The organism is Kribbella antibiotica, assembly GCF_004349055.1.
Lineage (GTDB): Bacteria > Actinomycetota > Actinomycetes > Propionibacteriales > Kribbellaceae > Kribbella > Kribbella antibiotica.
The window spans coordinates 50410-66320 of sequence record NZ_SMKX01000009.1 but is presented as its reverse complement, the minus strand read 5'-3'; the positions used below and the strand labels follow the sequence as shown (position 1 = coordinate 66320).

The following is a 15911-nucleotide window of genomic DNA, read 5'->3' as shown; positions in this document are numbered from 1 at the left end:
TCGATTGAGTTTGCGTGAGAATCTTTCATATACCCACATTGTCTCAAATGATGAGACGACTGTAAATACTAAGGCTGGCTCCTCGATCACATCGCTTTCAGCCATCGCCGTAGCCGCTTGCCGGCCGGATCATCCTCGACGGCTTGAGACATCTGCTCGAATCTTCCCGCTTTCCGGTAGTTGACATGGCGTTGGTAGAGATTCTCCCTCGTGCCGTATCGTGCGGGAATCTGCCCCCAACTGGTCTCGTGCAAGTGACGGTAGAAGATGCCACTTAGTGCGCGCCGTGCAGCCTTCGAGAACTGTGGAACAACTCGCCCCGACGGCGGGAGTGGAACAAAAGGCTGAAGGATCTCCCACTCGGCATCGGTCAGATCAGCATCGGTGGGCGAGGTGGCCTCGCGCCACACCACAAGAAGCTCTTGAGGCAGACAGTGACTCACAAGAAGATCGGCCGTGTCCGAGACGTCATCATCATCCGTGAGACGATCACGGCTCCGGTCTGGCGACACACCGATGCGTTGACACATCTCGTTAAGCGCCTGTGTCGAGCCGTGGTGGGTTAACCAAAGTCCAGCGTCGAGTTGGTCATCGATGTACGACCATACCCGCAGGCGGCCGATCAGCGCATCGAGGGTCGGACAGGCGAAGACTGCGGCTCGGTGGAACTGCCAGGCAATCTCCCACGGCTCGTACGAGGTCAAGACTTCATCCGCTTGGAGCTCCGAGATGCCTTCATTTACTGGCGCATCAGCGAGCAATGCCGCGACGACATCAGCCGCTAACTCCCTAGGAGCATCTTGTAGAAGATAGCGCCGAACAGCGATGTTGATGTCACTCACGCGGGCACTATCTCCGAAGCCCTCGCGATAGACCTCAAACTGCGGCGACAGATAGTCGTCAAGCGGGTCTAAAGATTTTGCAGATGTTGCCATATTGCCTTCATTATGCAACAGGTGACAGGTTGCATCAAGCGTGAGCTGATTACAATGGCAACCACCGGCGTTCAGCTGAACTTCCTTACAGACGCTACGCGTGCAGCGCTTCTTGCAGCCGTTCGCGAATACGATCCACGCTATGTGGGGCGAACTGGAGGTAGGAGAGTATGTCAGCAGCCTTCTGAGGATCACGCATTGCAAGTTTTTCCAGTGCATGTTCGGTGACACTAAGCGTCAGCGACGCAATCTCAATCCGCGCCGCCAGGAACCCGCTTGCCCGACAACTGAAACGCCTGCAGGTTCTCAAATAGCTGGCGGTGCCCGAGGTACAGGGCGGCTACGTCGCGGGCGCTCAGGTTTGTCATTACTTCGTCGGTGCTTGGGGATGAGGATACGTCATTCATATATGTTGTCAATTATTTCATATTTTGGCAGATGTCGTAAACGATTACATATCAAGCATGACTGCCCGTATAGACGACCCCCGAGCTTCATCGGTGCCGTGCAGCCGTTCCGTCACCCCAGACAGGGGTGGCCGGCTGCACCAACACCGAGGAGAACTCGCTATGAGCGAGGAAGAAAACCCGACCAGGCCGCAGAGCTACAAGACGATCGGGGTGAAACTCCAACACCCAATCCACGCTCAACTGAGTGCCGTCACTGAGATCGACGACATTCCGTTGCAGGTAGCACTCGTCAGGGGCGCAAAGCTCCTGATCGAGTCCAGGCGAACCGATCCGAAGTTCCAAACCAAGGTCTCCGCCCGATCCGAACGGATCAAGCGCGAAGCCGAAGCGCAGGTGCTTGCGATCTCTTCGCTGCTCGACGCCGTTACACCGGATGCTGCGCCCACCACAGAGGAGGGTGCCAGCATTGAGCAGCTAGAGGCGGCAATCAGTCTGGGCGAACAGGCGGCCGAATTGGCAGCTGAGGTTTCCACCATGGAAGCCGATGCCGCATCGGACGACCCCGCCAGCGACGTTGCTTCGTCCGACGACGAGGCAACCGAGCAGTCGGCCGATCCGGAAGCCAAGAAGACGACCCGGCGACGGGCGTCCACTACGAAGAGCTGAGCTCCTCGGTAACCACCGTCCCACTCCCCTGACAGGTTGAGCGGGACACCACCTACGGGTGGGAGGCGAGAGCGCTGATGCGCCCGCCTCCCACCCATCAATCCCAGAAATAGAAATAAGGAGAGGATTGCCTCTATTGATCAACCATCGTTGCGGAAACATCGAATGCCATTGAATTGATTCATCATTCGGCGGATAATAGAACTTGGAAACAATTAAGGAAGGTGAGCCTATATGGATCAATTGCACGCACAAACTCTCGCGAGACGCATGAAAGAGCGTCGCCAAGAGCTGCACCTAACAGCAACAGAGGTAGCCAGACGAGCCGATATCGACCCTGCGACCATCACGCGGATCGAAGCCGGGCGAATCTCGTCCCCTCGGAGCGACAGCCTCGCTGCTATAGCAAAGGTACTCGACATCCCCGTTACAGACTTCTATGTCTGCGCCGGCCTTGTCCCCGATAAGGAACTCCCGACCTTTAACTATTACTTACGCACGAAATACAGCAATATCTCGGAGAAAGACAGAGCAATCCTCGAAGGAGTCTTCGAGCAAATCACTAAGGCGTACGGACACGATCCGCGCGGCCCATCAAACGGCGAGGATGAAGGCTAGCACCTCTCCCCCATCAACCAGCTAACCGAAAGGAGGGTTTAATCATGGAAAATCAACAGAAAACTAAGCAACCCAGCATTCTCAGGACTCTCCGATCGGTGATCCCCCATCGGAGCGTGACCTTCGGCGAAGCTGAGCGTATTGCAGAGATCCAGGCTAATCGACTACTTGAATTGTTCGATATCACGCAAGGACCAGTTCCTACAGAGATCGTCAGCGCCTTGCCGCACATAAAAGTGGTCTATAAGGCTCTGCCAACCAGCGGTATCAGCTACTGGAGCGGCAAAGAATGGGTCATCACCCTAAACAAGGGTGAGTGCAAACGGCGACAGCGCTTTACCCTCATGCACGAGTTCAAACACATCATTGACCACGGCCAGACGGACAAGCTCTATACGGGCGATCGCATGCGTTCATCAGAACAGCAGGCAGAGGCCGCAGCTGACTACTTCGCAGGCTGTGTTCTGCTCCCCCGCAGGCATCTCAAAGCGGCATGGGGCAACGGTCTGCAAGCTCCGTTGTGCCTTGCGAACCATTTCGAGGCTTCCGTAGCGGCGGTATCCGTACGTCTCTTGCAGACCGGCCTTCGGACCGTTCACGATCAGTTCACAGAGCCAGTCCGTACCTTCGTCAACTACGGCCGACAGCCTAAGCAGCAACGCCCGGAGCTTGTCAGTGATGGATCGTGATAACCCTACGATCCCACCAGAGCAACGTGCGAGCGATGGTCTCCCGCTCGACGGGTCGTCACTCCTGCTCACCGTCGCTGAAGCATCTGACGCGCTCCGCATCAGCCGGTGGGCGCTCTACCAGCTCATCAACAAGCGTCGCCTCAAGTCTGTTCTCATTGGCCGTCGTCGCCTTGTCCCGCAGGAAGACCTCAATGCCTTCGTCGCTCAGCTCCGCACTGAGGGTTCTGTCGATGTCTAGTCGGAGAGTCGTTGGAGAAGGCACCATCTACCATCGAAAGGACGGCCGATGGGAAGGCTCGGTCTTCGCCACCACCGTGTCGGGCAAGCGCAAGAAGGTATCGGTGTATGGAGCGACACGGAAGATTGCACGCGAGAAGCTGAACGAGAAGATCCGAGACGAATCGCGGAACATCCCCGTTTCGGATCAGTCATGGACTGTTGGCGGGTACCTCGACCACTGGCTACAGGAGGTCGTTGCCAAAAAGAACCGGCCAAGAACCCTTGAGCTCTACGAGGCCGTTGTTCGCAATCATCTTAAGCCAGCACTTGGTGCCATCCGACTGCAGAATTTGACCGGTCGAGATGTTCAGTCTTTTCTAGACGAGAAGTTTGAGACCACAACAACCATTAGGTCAATCCACCTAATGCGGAGTGTCTTGCGGATCGCGCTCGGCAAAGCTGAACGTCAAGAACTGATCCATCGGAACGTTGCCAAGCTTGTCGAACTGAAGCCGTATCAACGCAAAAAGGTCAAGCCGTGGTCGGCTGACGAAGCGCGACAGTTCCTCGTAGCGGCCTCATCCCATGCTTGGCATCTCGCCTACGTGATGGTTCTGCTGTACGGGCTTAGGCGGGGTGAGGTCCTTGGACTTCGCTGGACCGATGTTGACTTCAAACGATCGAGATTTGAAGTTACGCAGCAGATCCAGCGTATCGGCAGTGTCCTCATTGCTTCGCCCGTGAAGACAGAGGCTGGAGAGCGTTCACTACCGCTCATTGAGGCTATTCGCCGCAGCGTAGAAGCTCTACATATCAACCGGTTCGGACACGAGCCCGTCGATGAATCAGCCAGCCAGATACCAATCGACAGCCTCGTATTCCTGAGTGCAACTGGTACCCCGATCGACCCGAAGAACTTTGCTCGTACCTTCCACGAGATTAGTGATCGATCCGGGCTGCGGCGCGTCACGCTGCATCAGGCAAGTCGGCATACGTCCGCGACGCTACTCAAACAACTCGGTGTTCCGGACCGTGATATCCAGCTCATCCTGGGACATGCGCACGTTACGACGACGCAGCAGATTTACCAACATGAGGACCTCGAAGGGCAACGCCGTGGTCTGACACGCGCAGGCGAGGTATTGCTTGGCAGCCAGAAGCAGGCCGAGCTGCCGTCAGAATCTACCGTCAAAGTCGCTAATTCCAAGGGTGAAAGCACGAATTTCGCGCTGCTCACCTCTGGAGGGTCCACCGGGGCTCGAACCCGGGACACCCTGCTTAAAAGGCTCATCAGGGACATCTTGGCGTCATCCCCGACCCCTGTTTTGCAGCACGCTCGAACACGTGCTTATGCCACTTTGGTAGGCCATCTTGCCGTCAAAGGTCTCCGTCAATCCACACATACCTTTGACGAGTCCGAGGCAGTTGCGCAGGCCCTTCTCACTCTCCAGAGCATCCGTGGGGCGCAACTTCAGATCCTTTGCGAACGTTCCTTCCCATTCAACCTGCTCCCACCGTCGAACGGCCCACCACGCACGAACTAACCCCCAGCCCGCCGACTACCACCGGAGACCACTATGGACAGCCCCTACCTGCCGACGACTGACGATCGGTACTTCTTGCAGTCTCAGAGTCTTGATTTCGAAGTTCAGGCCTTCGATGTGAGCACTGGTCAGACGGTCGAGGCCGATGAGTCCTTGGTCGGACGGCGGGCTGTCATCTACTTGCGAGTCTCTACGAAAGACCAGGTCGATACGGACTACGACCCCGAAGGCATCTCGTTGCCGGCGCAGCGTCAGGCCTGCTACCGCAGAGCCGAGCAACAGGATCTCGTCATCATCGATGAGTATGTCGAGCCTGGTAAGTCGGCAACGGAGATGAGCAAGCGAGTCGTGTTCCAGCAGATGCTCGCCCGCGTCCGCGAGCGCAACGACGTGGACATCATCATCTTCTACAAGCTCAACCGCATGGCTCGCAACCGCTACGACGACGCCATCGTCATGGCTGGTCTACGGAAGCGCGGCGTATCCGTCATCTCCGCCACCGAGGCGATCGACGACACTCCCGTCGGCCAGCTCATGCACGGCATCCTGGCCACTTTCAACGAGTACCAGTCGAAGGAGTCTGGCGCTGACATCTCGTACAAGATGGGTCAGAAGGCCAAGAACGGTGGCACGATCGGCCTCGCACCTCTCGGCTACCTGAACGTCATTGACCAGTTTGAGTTCCGTCAGATCCGTACTGTGGCGTTTGATCCCGTACGTGGTCCGCTCATCAAGATCGCCTTCGAGTTGTACGCGACTGGCGATTACACGTTGGCCGATCTGTCCGACGAGCTTTATGACCGTGGCCTCCGCACCCGAGCAACCAGAAAGACCCCATCGCAGCAGGTCTCGATCAACAAGCTCTCCAAGATGATACGCGACCGTTACTACCTCGGGTTCGTTACCTACAAGGACGAAAGGATCGACGGGCGACACGAAGCCCTGATCGAAGAAGAGTTGTTCGATCAGGTCCAGGTCATCGCCGACTCCCGCTCGATGGCTGGCGAGCGGCGGCGCACCCATCATCACCAGCTCAAGGGCTCGATCTACTGCGGTCCTTGCCACCGTCGCCGTGTGGAGCAACGGCTCGTCATCCAGCACACCACGAACTCACGCGGCAACCAGTACCAGTACTTCTTCTGCCCTAACATGCGGACCGACGACTGCCCCAGCCGCCACGTCAACGTGATCCAGATCGAGAACGCCGTCGAGCGGATCTACGGGGCAGTGCGATTTAGCCGGCAGTTCATAGAGCAGACCAGATCCCATGTGGCCGCCGCTCTGTCGAACCACCAACGGACTGCCCGCCTGCTCAAACAGCAACTCCAATCCGAGATCAAGGCCCTCGATACGAAAGAGGACAACCTGCTGGACATGGCCGCCGACAGCAGCATGCCGCAGGCCAAGATCAAGGAAAAGCTCCGCAGCCTCGAACGCCAACGCACCCATCTCAAAGAACGGCTGGGCGAGGAAGTCCCGGATCTGACCGATGATGCGCGTCTGATCGAACTCAGCCTGGCCCTGCTGGAGGATCCGCAGGCGCTCTACCGTCGCTGCAACGACGACCAAAAGCGGCTACTCAACCAGGCCATCTTTCACCGGCTCTACCTCGATGAAGATGAGGTCGCGGGGTACGAACTGCGTCAACCGTTCGCGGCCCTACACGCCATTCACACGGGCCAGACCACCCTGGCCCCACCCGACGTCGTCCCGATCCCTGAAACCGCCCCAGACGCCGAAATGGCCGCCCCCGTCGCCGGGAACGGCCAATCCGCGTCGACCCATCGTCTCCGGGTCCTACTGCCCGGCGATGATCTCGCCAGTTGTTCTAATAAGAACCGCCTGGTGGAGCTTAGGGGATTCGAACCCCTGACCTCTTCGTTGCGAACGAAGCGCGCTACCAACTGCGCCAAAGCCCCAGATCGGGCCGCCGAAGTCTCCCTTGGCGACCGCGAAACTCTAACACGTTCGACCCCGGACTCTAAAACCGGATACTCAGTCGCCGACGGCTCGTTTGACCTCGGGTTCCTCGACCACGGCGGCCGGGGATTCGATGATCAGGGGCTTCTCGGACGGGTCCGTCGTACGGGCGCTGGAGAAGACCTCGTCGTCGGTGAGGGAGATGGTACGGACCGTGCGGTCCGGGGCCTTCTCCTTCATGACGTACATGGGCAGGGTGACGGGGACCGGGTCCCACAGGCCTTCGGTGGACGCGGCGGGCTTCTCGACGACCGGTGCGGGCTCGGCGGGGAGCTTGACCTCGATGGTGAGCTCGTCGTCGGGTGACGGGGCGGGCTTGCCGGCGGGGCCGCGGTCGTGGTGGGCCTGCTCGCGGGTACGGCGTTCTGCTGCGTGGCGGGCGCGGTCGCGGGCCTGGCGGCGGAGCTGGACCCGGGTGAGGATCACGAAGCCGACGATCAGTGCCGACGGGATCGCGACGGTCCACCACAGGAGCATGCCGAGGCCGGCCAGTGCGGTGACCGACAGCAGTGAAAGGGTCAGGATCGACAGCACCCGCCGGCGGCGCATAGCGGCCACCCGGCGGGCTCGGTTGGGGACGTAACGCTTCGGTGGCGACAGGTCGTCGGCAGCCTCGGCGTCAGGCGCATCCACCGGCCCTGGTGGACGGACGACGTACCGGGTCGTCGAGGGGTCCCTGGACAGGACGCGGGCGTCAGCTGTCGACGGCACCGATATGCGGCGCCTGGCCTCGTCGCCTCGCTTCAGCATCATCGGGACGAGGTACGCAGCCCATGCGGCGACGATCGCCACATAGATCAGTCCCGTCGTCCCCATGCGACGACGCTAAGACCCAGCGCGGTTCAGATGGGGTACGTGGCGCGGTGTGTCGCAAGAAGACTCCTGTGACTGATGTGAACAGTACGGAGCGTGATCATTGCAGTCGCGCAACGAGACCTGGTCCGACTTCCTCGCTGTTGAGCGCGAAGATGCGGTGATCGCGCCAGTCCCCGTCGATGTGCAGGAACCGCGGCCGTTCCCCTTCGTAGCGGAAGCCGAGCTTCTCCACCACGCGCAGGCTGGCCTTGTTCTCCGGCCGGATCGCCACCTCGATGCGGTGCAGTCCGAGCGTGAACAAGCAGTGGTCGGCGGCCAGTGCGACGGCGGCCGGCACGATGCCGCGACCGGCGTACTGCTCGTCGACCCAGTAGCCGAGGTTCGCCCAACGGGCCGAGCCGTAGGTGACGCCGGAGACGGTGAGCTGGCCGACGAGCGGCCACTTCGCCCGGGCCCCTGCCCCGGCAGCACCGCCGTACGTGATGACGAAGGGCAGCATCCGGCCGTACCGGGCTTGCCGGTTCCAGTCACGCGCCATGGCGCGGAAGGTGCGCGCGCCGTCCTCCGCTCCGGGCGGCTGGGTCGCATCCCATCGCCGTAGCCAGCTGACGTTGCGCTGCCGAGCGGCGGCCCACTCGCCGCCATCACTAGCGCGCAGGGGTCGGAGCGCGACCTGTCCGTGCTGCAGCTCGACAGGCCAGTGCACAATCGCCATCAGTCGGTATCCGTCCGCACATGGTCCCCACCGCGCACCTGCTCAACCGCGTGCTTCAGCAACGGCTCCAGTACGGCGAGGCCGTCCTTCACCCCGCCACGTGATCCCGGCAGGTTCACGATGACCGTCGTACCGGCGACTCCGGCGAGCCCACGCGACAGTGCAGCAGTCGGTACGCCGTTCGCTATGCCATAGGCCCGGATTGCCTCCGCAACCCCCGGGATGACCTTGTCGACGACCGCAGCCGTCTCCTCGGGGGTCTGGTCCGTCGGCGAGATTCCCGTGCCACCAGTCGTCAGTACGACGTCGTACGCCGCAGCGACCGCCGCACGCAACGCCTCTCCGACAGGCGCACCATCCGGCACCACCTGCGGGCCGGACACCTCAAAACCCCACTCGCCCAACCGCTCCGCGATCAACGGTCCAGTGGTGTCGCTGTAGACGCCAGCAGCGGCCCGGTTGGACACGCTCACCACCAGGGCCTTCACGACCGCTCCCAGAGACCGGTCTTGCCACCCTCTTTGCGCTCGACCCGCACGTCGGACAGCACGGCCGCCGGGTCCAGCGCCTTCACCATGTCGATCACAGCGAGCCCAGCCACGGCCACCGCGGTCAGTGCTTCCATCTCGACACCGGTCCGGTCAGTGGTCTTCACCGCCGCCGTGATCAGTACGGCGTCGTCCGCCACCTCGAGGTCGACCTTCGCACCGGTGATCGCGATCGGGTGGCACAGCGGAACCAGATCCGGCGTCCGCTTGGCCCCCATGATCCCGGCGATCCGTGCGACGGCGAGTGCATCACCCTTGGGGACACCATCACCGCGCAGCGCCTCGACCACCTCAGCCGAGACCAGAACCTTGCCAGAGGCAACAGCCCGTCGGGTGCTGGTGTCCTTGGCGGACACATCCACCATCCGCGCCGCCCCCGTCTCGTCGACGTGGGTCAGCCCCCGGTCCTGCGTCATCGGGTCTCCTCGTCCAGCAGCAACAGCTCTACCTGGTCACCGGCCCGGACCGACGTCACGTCCTCCGGCACCACGATCAGGGCGTTCGCCCGGCTCAGCCCGCCGAGCAGGTGTGAGCCGTGCCCGCCGACTGTACTGGCCATCCAGCCCTCGTCACCTAGCCTGGCCGCTGCTCGGACGAACTGTCGCCGTCCAGGGGGCGACTTGAACTCGTCCAGCGCCACTGCGTGCGCGAGACTCCGCTGGTACGGCATCAGGCCCATCAGTTTGCGCAGGGCCGGCCGGACGAACACCTCGAAGGAGACGTACGCCGACACCGGGTTCCCGGGCAGCGTGAAGATCGGTACCTCATCAGGACCGAGCACTCCGAAGCCCTGCGGCTTCCCCGGCTGCATGGCGACCGACGGAAAGTCCACGGTGCCCGTCTTGGCCAGCACCTCTTTCACCACGTCGTACGCGCCCATGCTGACCCCACCGGTGGTGATCACCAGGTCCGCACGGGAGAGCTGGTCCATCAGGGTGTCCATGATCTTCTTCGCGTCGTCGTCGACAACTCCGACGCGGTACACCTCTGCGCCAGCGGCTCGTGCACACGCCGCCATTGTGTAGCTGTTCGAGTCATAGATCTGCCCATCCCCCAGGGCGCCACCCAGCTCGCGTAGCTCGGACCCGGTGGAGATTACGACCACTCGCGGCCGCGGACGCGCCTTGACCCGCGCCCGGCCAACAGCAGCCAGTACGGCGATCTGTCGCGGCCCGAGCAAGGTATCCCGCTCCAGCACCTGCTCGCCGGCCTTCACGTCCTCACCGAACCGCCGTACCGATTGGCCAAGCGCCGGCTGCTTCTCGATGCGCACGTTGACCGTGCCACCGTCGGTCCACTCCACCTGTACGACGCTGTCCGCGCCACGCGGCATCGGCGCACCAGTCATGATCCGGATGCACTTGCCTGGCGTGACCATAGTCGGCTCCGGCCGACCTGCGCGCTGCTCACCGACCACAGCCAGAGTGACCGGCGACTCCGCCGTCGCACCGGCAAGATCCTCGGCCCGGACCGCGTACCCGTCCATGGCCGAGTTATCGAACCCAGGCAGGCTCACGCCGGAGACGATGTCCTCAGCGAGCACCAGACCCAGCGCCTCCATCAGCGGCTGGTCGAATGCCGGCAGTGCGGTCACCCGCCCGAGCACGGCCTCCAGATGCTCTTCAACGCTGCGCTTCACCAGGCTGACCCTAGTCGGTGGCGCCTTCCGGGTGCTGACCCCACACCATCCGGACGTCCGGTGCGCGCTCCTCGTTGGCCGCGCCATCGGTACGACGTACCTCAGTGAAACCGTGTGAGCGGTAGAACGCCTGGGCCTTCAGATTGGTCTGAAAGGTCCACAGCGCAAGCCCGCCGGGCCGCAGGTCCTTGGCCAAGTCGACCAGTGTCGATCCGATGCCACGACCAGCCAGCTCAGGGTCGACGTACAGCTGGTCGAGGTCGTCGCCGTCCAGCGTCAGTACGGCGACGATGCGGCCGTCGTCGAGCCCCACCCAGGTCTGCGCATCCGGCAGCAGGACATCGGCGAACCACGTCTCCACCTGCTCAGCGGTGTGGATCGCCGGCGGTAGCTGTGCCCCCGGCGCATGCCGCGAGCGCCACCAGACCTGCGCAGCATCGTCGGTGTCGTACGGCTCCAGCGGCCGGATCAGCAGGTCGTCCATCGGGGCGGTGGGGTATTTCATGAGCCTTCGAGAACCGTGCCGTCCGCGACCAGCCGCCGCTCACCCGCAGCCGCCTCGATCTCCACCTCACCGATCACCGTCACATCCTTGCCGAACACCACGTCGCCTCGCACCTCGAGCCGGTCCGCCCGGACCAGCGACGGCGCACCAACCGGGAACCGGCTGTCGAAGTCGGCCAGGATCTTGAAGTACTCCGGGTCCAGATCGACGTACGGCTCGTCGCCGTCGTGCGTGGTGGTGAGGTCCCCGGCGTCGTCGAGCTGGTACACATCCGAGCGCAGGACGAGCAGGTCGTTGGTGGTCTTCACCGGCTTGAACCGGCTGCGATCCACGATCACCGCCTGCGAGCCCTCGAAGATCTCGATCGCCGTCCCCATCCCGGTCTCCAGCTGGATCACCTTGGGCGAAGTGGGGTCGGCCGGGTCGACGGTCTTGCGGTTCACCATGATCGGCAGCCCGAGGATGCCGTCGTGGCCGTCCATCAGGTCGGCCAGGCGATCCAGGTCGATCCACAGGTTGTTCGTGTTGAAGGTGCGGTGCCGGGTGACGTCCTGGAAGAACTGCGTCTCCCCCTCCGCGACCTGTGCGCTGTCACGCAGGATCAGGCGGCCGTCTGACTTACGGACGGCCACATGCCCGCCCTTGCGGTCGGACCGGGTCCGCCGGCAGACCTCCATCCCGAACGGCACCTCATGCTCGGCCATCCAGGCAGCGATCCGCGGGTCCGCGGTCGCACCGAGGTTGTCGGCGTTCGAAATGAACGCATGCCGGAAACCGCGCTCACGCAGCGCATCCAGCGTCCCGGAAGCAACCAGAGCGGTGAACAGGTCGCCATGGCCCGGTGGGCACCAGGCCAGCTCCGGATCCGCGTCCCACTCGGCCGGCGTGAGGTCATCCGCGAGGAGCTTGGGTTCCATGTTCTGCAGGAAGCTCAGTGGCAGACCGTCAACCGCCAGACCGTCGTACTCGCTCAGGATCTGCAGAGACTCCTCCTTGGTGCGGAAGGAGTTCATGAGCACCAGCGGCAGCGGTACGTCGTACTGGCGCCGAGTGGTGAGGATCTGCCGGGCGATGATGTCGAGGAAGCTCAGACCGTCCTTGACCGGCAGCGCGGACTTCGGTCCGGTGACACCCATCGACGTACCGAGGCCACCGTTGAGCTTGATCACCACCGTCTCGGCCAGTGCGGCGCGCATCGCGTCAGGCTCAGGGTCCAGGTGGTCCAGATGCGGCAGATCGCCAACCGGATCGATGTCTTCCTCGCGGATCGATCCCAGCTGTCCGGACTCCAGCAACCGGTAGTAGTGCGTGAACACGCGAATAGCGACCTCCGCCGTACCGGCCGCCCGCATCTTCTCCTGAGCCTGCTGTAACCCCGCCTCACTCATGAAGCAACCCTAGGGGACACGGGCCAATCGCAGTGTTAACCGCGTCACGCCCGCCTACTATCAAGCCGTGTTCGCGTCGAAGGCCGTTGCGCGTCAGCACTTCCTCTCCGCCCGCACTGCGAGGCCTGCGGGGGACCTGCTGCCAAGTGCCCGCTCACTCCCGGCCGTGCAGAGCGCACGGCGGATCGCCCTGTACGTCTCGATGGGCCCGGAACCGAAGACCGGCGCACTGATCGACTGGCTGCTCTCCGGCAACCATGAGGTCCTGCTACCGATCCTGTACGCCGACAATGACCTCGGCTGGGGTATCGCGCCCGGTGCAGCCGACCTGGTCCCCGGCCGGCTCGGACTGTCTGAGCCGCGAACCGATCTGGGTTCGGCGGCGATCAGCACCGCCGACCTGGTCATCTGCCCGGCCCTGGCCGTTGCACACGACGGCGTCCGGCTCGGCCGCGGCGGGGGCTCCTACGACCGCGCACTCACCCGCGTCACCACCGGTACGCCGATCTGGGCGGCCGTCTACGACTCCGAGGTTGTCGACGCCCTACCGTCCGATCCGCACGACCATCTGGTCCATGCGGCGCTCACACCTACCGGGCTGCTTCCGCTCGGCTAGCGCTGTGCTGACTTACCGCTCGGGCTTGCTGGTGAAGGTCAGCGTGTGCTTACGCGTTGCCTCGATGGAACCACGGGTGAACGCCCAGGGCAGCGTCTCGCCCTTGACCCACAGCTCGGTCTGGTCGGTGTAGTTCTTCGAGAACGCGTGGCCCGACGTACCAGTCAGGTTGATCCAGCGTGACTTGTCGAAGTCGGACAGGTCGACGACCATCCGCATCGACGGCACCGCGGTCACCTCGTAGCCCACGGATGCGTCCCAGGAGGTTGCGTTGACGATCGATGCGCCGCCACCGAGCTCGTACGGACCGCGGTTGAACAGCTTCTCCACCACGCCGATCCCGGAGGTGCCCAGGGTCTGGTTCTCCAGTGTGAGCGTGTGCAGCTGACCCCACTTCCAGTTGGAAGGTTCACGGGCCATCTTCTTGGTGATCTCGGTCCGGGCATCCACCAGCGCCTGCCGGAGGATGTCGTCGCGGCTCTCCTTCTGCGGCGTCCGCAGGTCGTCCCACCAGCTGCTGGTTGGCTGGCCGATCAGGGTGTGCACGACCTCCACCCAGCGCGACCCGCCGTTCGGCCAGGCCTCCTTCGGCAACTGGTCGTGGAAGGTCAGCGCGAGCAGGTTCCGCCAGACGACGTTGAAGTACGCCGCGGGCGCGGAGTCGGCCGGCTGCGTGAAGTCCCAGCCCTTCAGCGTGTCCTGTCCCTGCCGATCGAAGGCGTCGTTGATCCCGATCTTGAGCAGGGACGGCACGAGCATCTCGGCGGCCCGGTTCTTGGTGTCGAGCTGGATCTCCGCCATCTTGGCGACGTCCAGTGTGCCGGCCGCCTTGATCCGGTCCAGGATCTGCTGCGAGCGGTAGCCGTAGTCCCGGCTGTCGGTCAGGAAGTACGGGTAGGTCTTCGGCACCACGGCCTGGTTCGCCGTGACGATGATGCCGTCAGCCGGGTCGAACTCGGTCGGCATCGAGTCGAACTTGATGTAGCCGTCCCAGTCGTTCTTCGGGTCCCAGCCGGCGACCGGCCACTTCCCGCTGGCGACCCTGCGGATCGGGACCTGGCCGGCCGCTTGGTAGCCGATGTGCCCCTCGGTGTCGGCATAGATGAGGTTCTGCGACGGGACGTCGAAGAGCTTCGCGGCATCGCGGAACTGGTCCCAGTTCTGCGCGCGGTTGATCGCGAACAGCGCGTCGGCGGTCTTGCCCGGGCGCAGCGCGGTCCACTGCAAGGCGACGCTGTACGGCTTGGCGACCTTCTCGCGCTCTGCTGCCAGCTTGCCGGTCTCGGTGCTCTTGTCATCGAGGTCGGAGATGATTGGGCCGTGCCGGGACTCCCGCACAGTGATCTTCACCGGGTCGTCCTGGCCGGCGACCTGGAAGGTCTCCTCGCGCTTGGTCAGCGGCTTCCAGCGGTTGTTGTAGAGGACGTTGTCCCCCTCGACCTTCTCCAGGTAGAGATCCTGGACATCGGGGTCGAGGTTGGTGAAGCCCCAGGAGATCGCACCGTTGTGGCCGATCACCACACCGGGCAGTCCGGCAAAGCTGAAGCCGGAGACGTCGTACGGGCAGGCGCGGCTGACGCTGGTGCAGTGCAGACCGACCTGCGTCCAGACACCGGGCATGGTGGCGCCCAGGTGCGGGTCGTTGGCCAGCAGCGGCTTCCCGCTGGTGGTGTGGTCACCGGACACGACCCACGAGTTCGAGCCGATGCCCTCGCCCTGGCCAAGCAGCTGCGGCAGGCCCTTGACGACCTTCTCCACCGAGTCGAGGGACTTCAGCAGGTCCAGCGTCAGCATGCCGCGCCGCAGCTCAGATCCGGTCGGCGGCGTGGCGCTGAACTTGCCGTCCGTGGCGACCGAGGCGGCCGGAAGGATCGGCTCGTTCCGGTCGTACGGGTAGGGCGGGTAGAGCCCGTCGACACTCTTCGACGGCAGTGTCGCCAGCAGCTTGGTCCGGTTGATTTCCTCGCTCATGTTGCCGCCGAGGCCCCACGCCATCGCCTTCAGCCATGCCAGCGAGTCAGCTGCGGTCCACGGCTCCGGACGGTAGCCACGGCCATTCGGGCTCAGACCGAGTACGGCGTACTCCAGGCTGAGGCCGGAGCCGGCGTGCTTGTCCAGATAGGCGTTCACACCACGGGCGTAGTCGTCCAGATACTGCCGGGTGGACGGGCTGACCAGGCCGAGCTCCTTCTCCGCAACCCGGCGCCAGCCGAGCGTGCGGACGAACTTGTCGGTCTCCAGCGCGTCCGCGCCGAACAGCTCACTCAGCCGGCCCGCGGTGACGTGCCGGCGGAAGTCCATCTCGAAGAACCGGTCCTGCGCGGCCACATAGCCCTGCGCGGCGAACAGGTCGGCCGGGTTGGAGGCGTAGATCTGCGGGATGCCGTTGGCATCCCGGACCACCTCGACATCGGCGTCCAGACCCGCCAGCTCGATCGTCCCGTCGTAAGAGGGGAACGAGTGGCGGACCACGAAGACAGCAGTACCAGCGATCACCACAAGGACCGTGGTGAGCGCTATACCGCAGATGATGACGGCTCGAAGCAGGCGACGCACGGACCCAACCGTAGAGAATGCGGACCCGGGGCCCAAATGGGGTCGGCCTGAACTTTGCGTTGCT

At 63.1% G+C, this 15911-nt stretch carries 16 protein-coding genes, 1 tRNA gene and 1 pseudogene; 7 read left to right on the top strand and 11 right to left on the bottom strand.

Annotated features, from left to right (window positions below; all coding sequences use genetic code 11):
- Positions 1-86: 86 nt before the first annotated feature.
- Complete coding sequence (locus E1263_RS05325; protein ID WP_132165958.1) at positions 87-1154, bottom strand: transposase; 1068 nt, start codon at positions 1152-1154, stop codon at positions 87-89.
- Between the two features lie 350 nt (positions 1155-1504).
- Between E1263_RS05325 and E1263_RS05320 the strand changes: the two genes are divergently transcribed.
- From E1263_RS05320 to E1263_RS44260, 6 genes and pseudogenes are all read left to right on the top strand, one after another.
- Entirely contained in the window at positions 1505-2011 is a 507-nt protein-coding gene (locus E1263_RS05320; protein WP_132165956.1) for a hypothetical protein, read from the top strand.
- Between the two features lie 234 nt (positions 2012-2245).
- The gene (locus tag E1263_RS05315) at positions 2246-2629 is read left to right on the top strand and encodes a helix-turn-helix domain-containing protein (RefSeq protein WP_132165954.1); all 384 of its coding nucleotides are present in this window, start codon (positions 2246-2248) and stop codon (positions 2627-2629) included.
- Positions 2630-2673: 44 nt separating this feature from the next.
- Complete coding sequence (locus E1263_RS05310; RefSeq protein ID WP_132165952.1) at positions 2674-3318, top strand: ImmA/IrrE family metallo-endopeptidase; 645 nt, start codon at positions 2674-2676, stop codon at positions 3316-3318.
- Entirely contained in the window at positions 3308-3559 is a 252-nt protein-coding gene (locus E1263_RS44265) for a helix-turn-helix domain-containing protein (RefSeq protein ID WP_132165950.1), read from the top strand. Before E1263_RS05310 ends, E1263_RS44265 begins: the two co-directional genes overlap by 11 nt.
- Entirely contained in the window at positions 3552-5084 is a 1533-nt protein-coding gene (locus E1263_RS05300) for a tyrosine-type recombinase/integrase (protein ID WP_165956480.1), read from the top strand. The genes E1263_RS44265 and E1263_RS05300 overlap by 8 nt, the downstream gene beginning before the upstream one ends.
- 33 nt (positions 5085-5117) lie before the next feature.
- Positions 5118-6014 (top strand): annotated as a pseudogene (locus tag E1263_RS44260) (recombinase family protein); the annotation flags it as partial.
- A gap of 180 nt (positions 6015-6194) precedes the next feature.
- Here E1263_RS44260 and E1263_RS05290 read toward each other — a convergent pair.
- From E1263_RS05290 to E1263_RS05250, 9 genes are all read right to left on the bottom strand, one after another.
- Positions 6195-6653: a hypothetical protein gene (locus E1263_RS05290; protein ID WP_132165946.1), complete on the bottom strand. Its 459-nt coding sequence runs from the start codon at positions 6651-6653 to the stop codon at positions 6195-6197.
- 274 nt (positions 6654-6927) lie between these two features.
- Positions 6928-7003: transfer RNA gene (locus tag E1263_RS05285), tRNA-Ala, on the bottom strand.
- A 76-nt stretch (positions 7004-7079) separates the two neighbouring features.
- A complete protein-coding gene (sepX, locus tag E1263_RS05280) occupies positions 7080-7880 on the bottom strand; it encodes a divisome protein SepX/GlpR (protein ID WP_132165944.1) in 801 nt (266 codons plus the stop codon).
- 97 nt (positions 7881-7977) lie between these two features.
- Positions 7978-8595 (bottom strand): GNAT family N-acetyltransferase, encoded by a 618-nt coding sequence (locus tag E1263_RS05275; protein ID WP_132165942.1) that lies wholly within the window; start codon positions 8593-8595, stop codon positions 7978-7980.
- Positions 8595-9083, bottom strand: coding sequence for a MogA/MoaB family molybdenum cofactor biosynthesis protein (locus tag E1263_RS05270; protein WP_132165940.1), 489 nt, complete (start codon positions 9081-9083; stop codon positions 8595-8597). The genes E1263_RS05275 and E1263_RS05270 overlap by 1 nt, the downstream gene beginning before the upstream one ends.
- Entirely contained in the window at positions 9080-9559 is a 480-nt protein-coding gene (gene moaC, locus E1263_RS05265) for a cyclic pyranopterin monophosphate synthase MoaC (protein WP_132165938.1), read from the bottom strand. Before moaC ends, E1263_RS05270 begins: the two co-directional genes overlap by 4 nt.
- Entirely contained in the window at positions 9556-10782 is a 1227-nt protein-coding gene (gene glp / locus E1263_RS05260) for a molybdotransferase-like divisome protein Glp (protein ID WP_238161085.1), read from the bottom strand. Before glp ends, moaC begins: the two co-directional genes overlap by 4 nt.
- Positions 10783-10792: 10 nt before the next feature.
- Positions 10793-11287 (bottom strand): GNAT family N-acetyltransferase, encoded by a 495-nt coding sequence (locus E1263_RS05255; RefSeq protein WP_238161084.1) that lies wholly within the window; start codon positions 11285-11287, stop codon positions 10793-10795.
- Complete coding sequence (locus E1263_RS05250) at positions 11284-12675, bottom strand: UTP--glucose-1-phosphate uridylyltransferase (RefSeq protein WP_165956479.1); 1392 nt, start codon at positions 12673-12675, stop codon at positions 11284-11286. The genes E1263_RS05255 and E1263_RS05250 overlap by 4 nt, the downstream gene beginning before the upstream one ends.
- A gap of 67 nt (positions 12676-12742) precedes the next feature.
- Here E1263_RS05250 and E1263_RS05245 point away from each other — a divergent pair, with 67 nt between their 5' ends.
- On the top strand, positions 12743-13291 hold the full coding sequence (locus E1263_RS05245; RefSeq protein WP_132165934.1) for a 5-formyltetrahydrofolate cyclo-ligase: 549 nt from the start codon (positions 12743-12745) through the stop codon (positions 13289-13291).
- A gap of 12 nt (positions 13292-13303) precedes the next feature.
- Here the strand turns inward: E1263_RS05245 and E1263_RS05240 are convergent, their stop codons facing one another.
- A complete protein-coding gene (locus tag E1263_RS05240; RefSeq protein WP_132165932.1) occupies positions 13304-15847 on the bottom strand; it encodes a penicillin acylase family protein in 2544 nt (847 codons plus the stop codon).
- Positions 15848-15911 lie beyond the last annotated feature (64 nt).

What these genes read in the sequence shown, in the direction of transcription:
- E1263_RS44265 (WP_132165950.1), top strand. Translation starts at nt 3,308, where the DNA reads ATGGATCGTGATAACCCTACGATCCCACCAGAGCAACGTGCGAGCGAT.
- E1263_RS05310 (WP_132165952.1), top strand. Translation starts at nt 2,674, where the DNA reads ATGGAAAATCAACAGAAAACTAAGCAACCCAGCATTCTCAGGACTCTC.
- moaC (WP_132165938.1), bottom strand. Translation starts at nt 9,559, where the DNA reads ATGACGCAGGACCGGGGGCTGACCCACGTCGACGAGACGGGGGCGGCG.
- E1263_RS05325 (WP_132165958.1), bottom strand. Translation starts at nt 1,154, where the DNA reads ATGCACTGGAAAAACTTGCAATGCGTGATCCTCAGAAGGCTGCTGACA.
- E1263_RS05255 (WP_238161084.1), bottom strand. Translation starts at nt 11,287, where the DNA reads ATGAAATACCCCACCGCCCCGATGGACGACCTGCTGATCCGGCCGCTG.
- E1263_RS05320 (WP_132165956.1), top strand. Translation starts at nt 1,505, where the DNA reads ATGAGCGAGGAAGAAAACCCGACCAGGCCGCAGAGCTACAAGACGATC.
- E1263_RS05300 (WP_165956480.1), top strand. Translation starts at nt 3,552, where the DNA reads ATGTCTAGTCGGAGAGTCGTTGGAGAAGGCACCATCTACCATCGAAAG.
- E1263_RS05315 (WP_132165954.1), top strand. Translation starts at nt 2,246, where the DNA reads ATGGATCAATTGCACGCACAAACTCTCGCGAGACGCATGAAAGAGCGT.
- sepX (WP_132165944.1), bottom strand. Translation starts at nt 7,880, where the DNA reads ATGGGGACGACGGGACTGATCTATGTGGCGATCGTCGCCGCATGGGCT.
- E1263_RS05250 (WP_165956479.1), bottom strand. Translation starts at nt 12,675, where the DNA reads ATGAGTGAGGCGGGGTTACAGCAGGCTCAGGAGAAGATGCGGGCGGCC.
- E1263_RS05275 (WP_132165942.1), bottom strand. Translation starts at nt 8,595, where the DNA reads ATGGCGATTGTGCACTGGCCTGTCGAGCTGCAGCACGGACAGGTCGCG.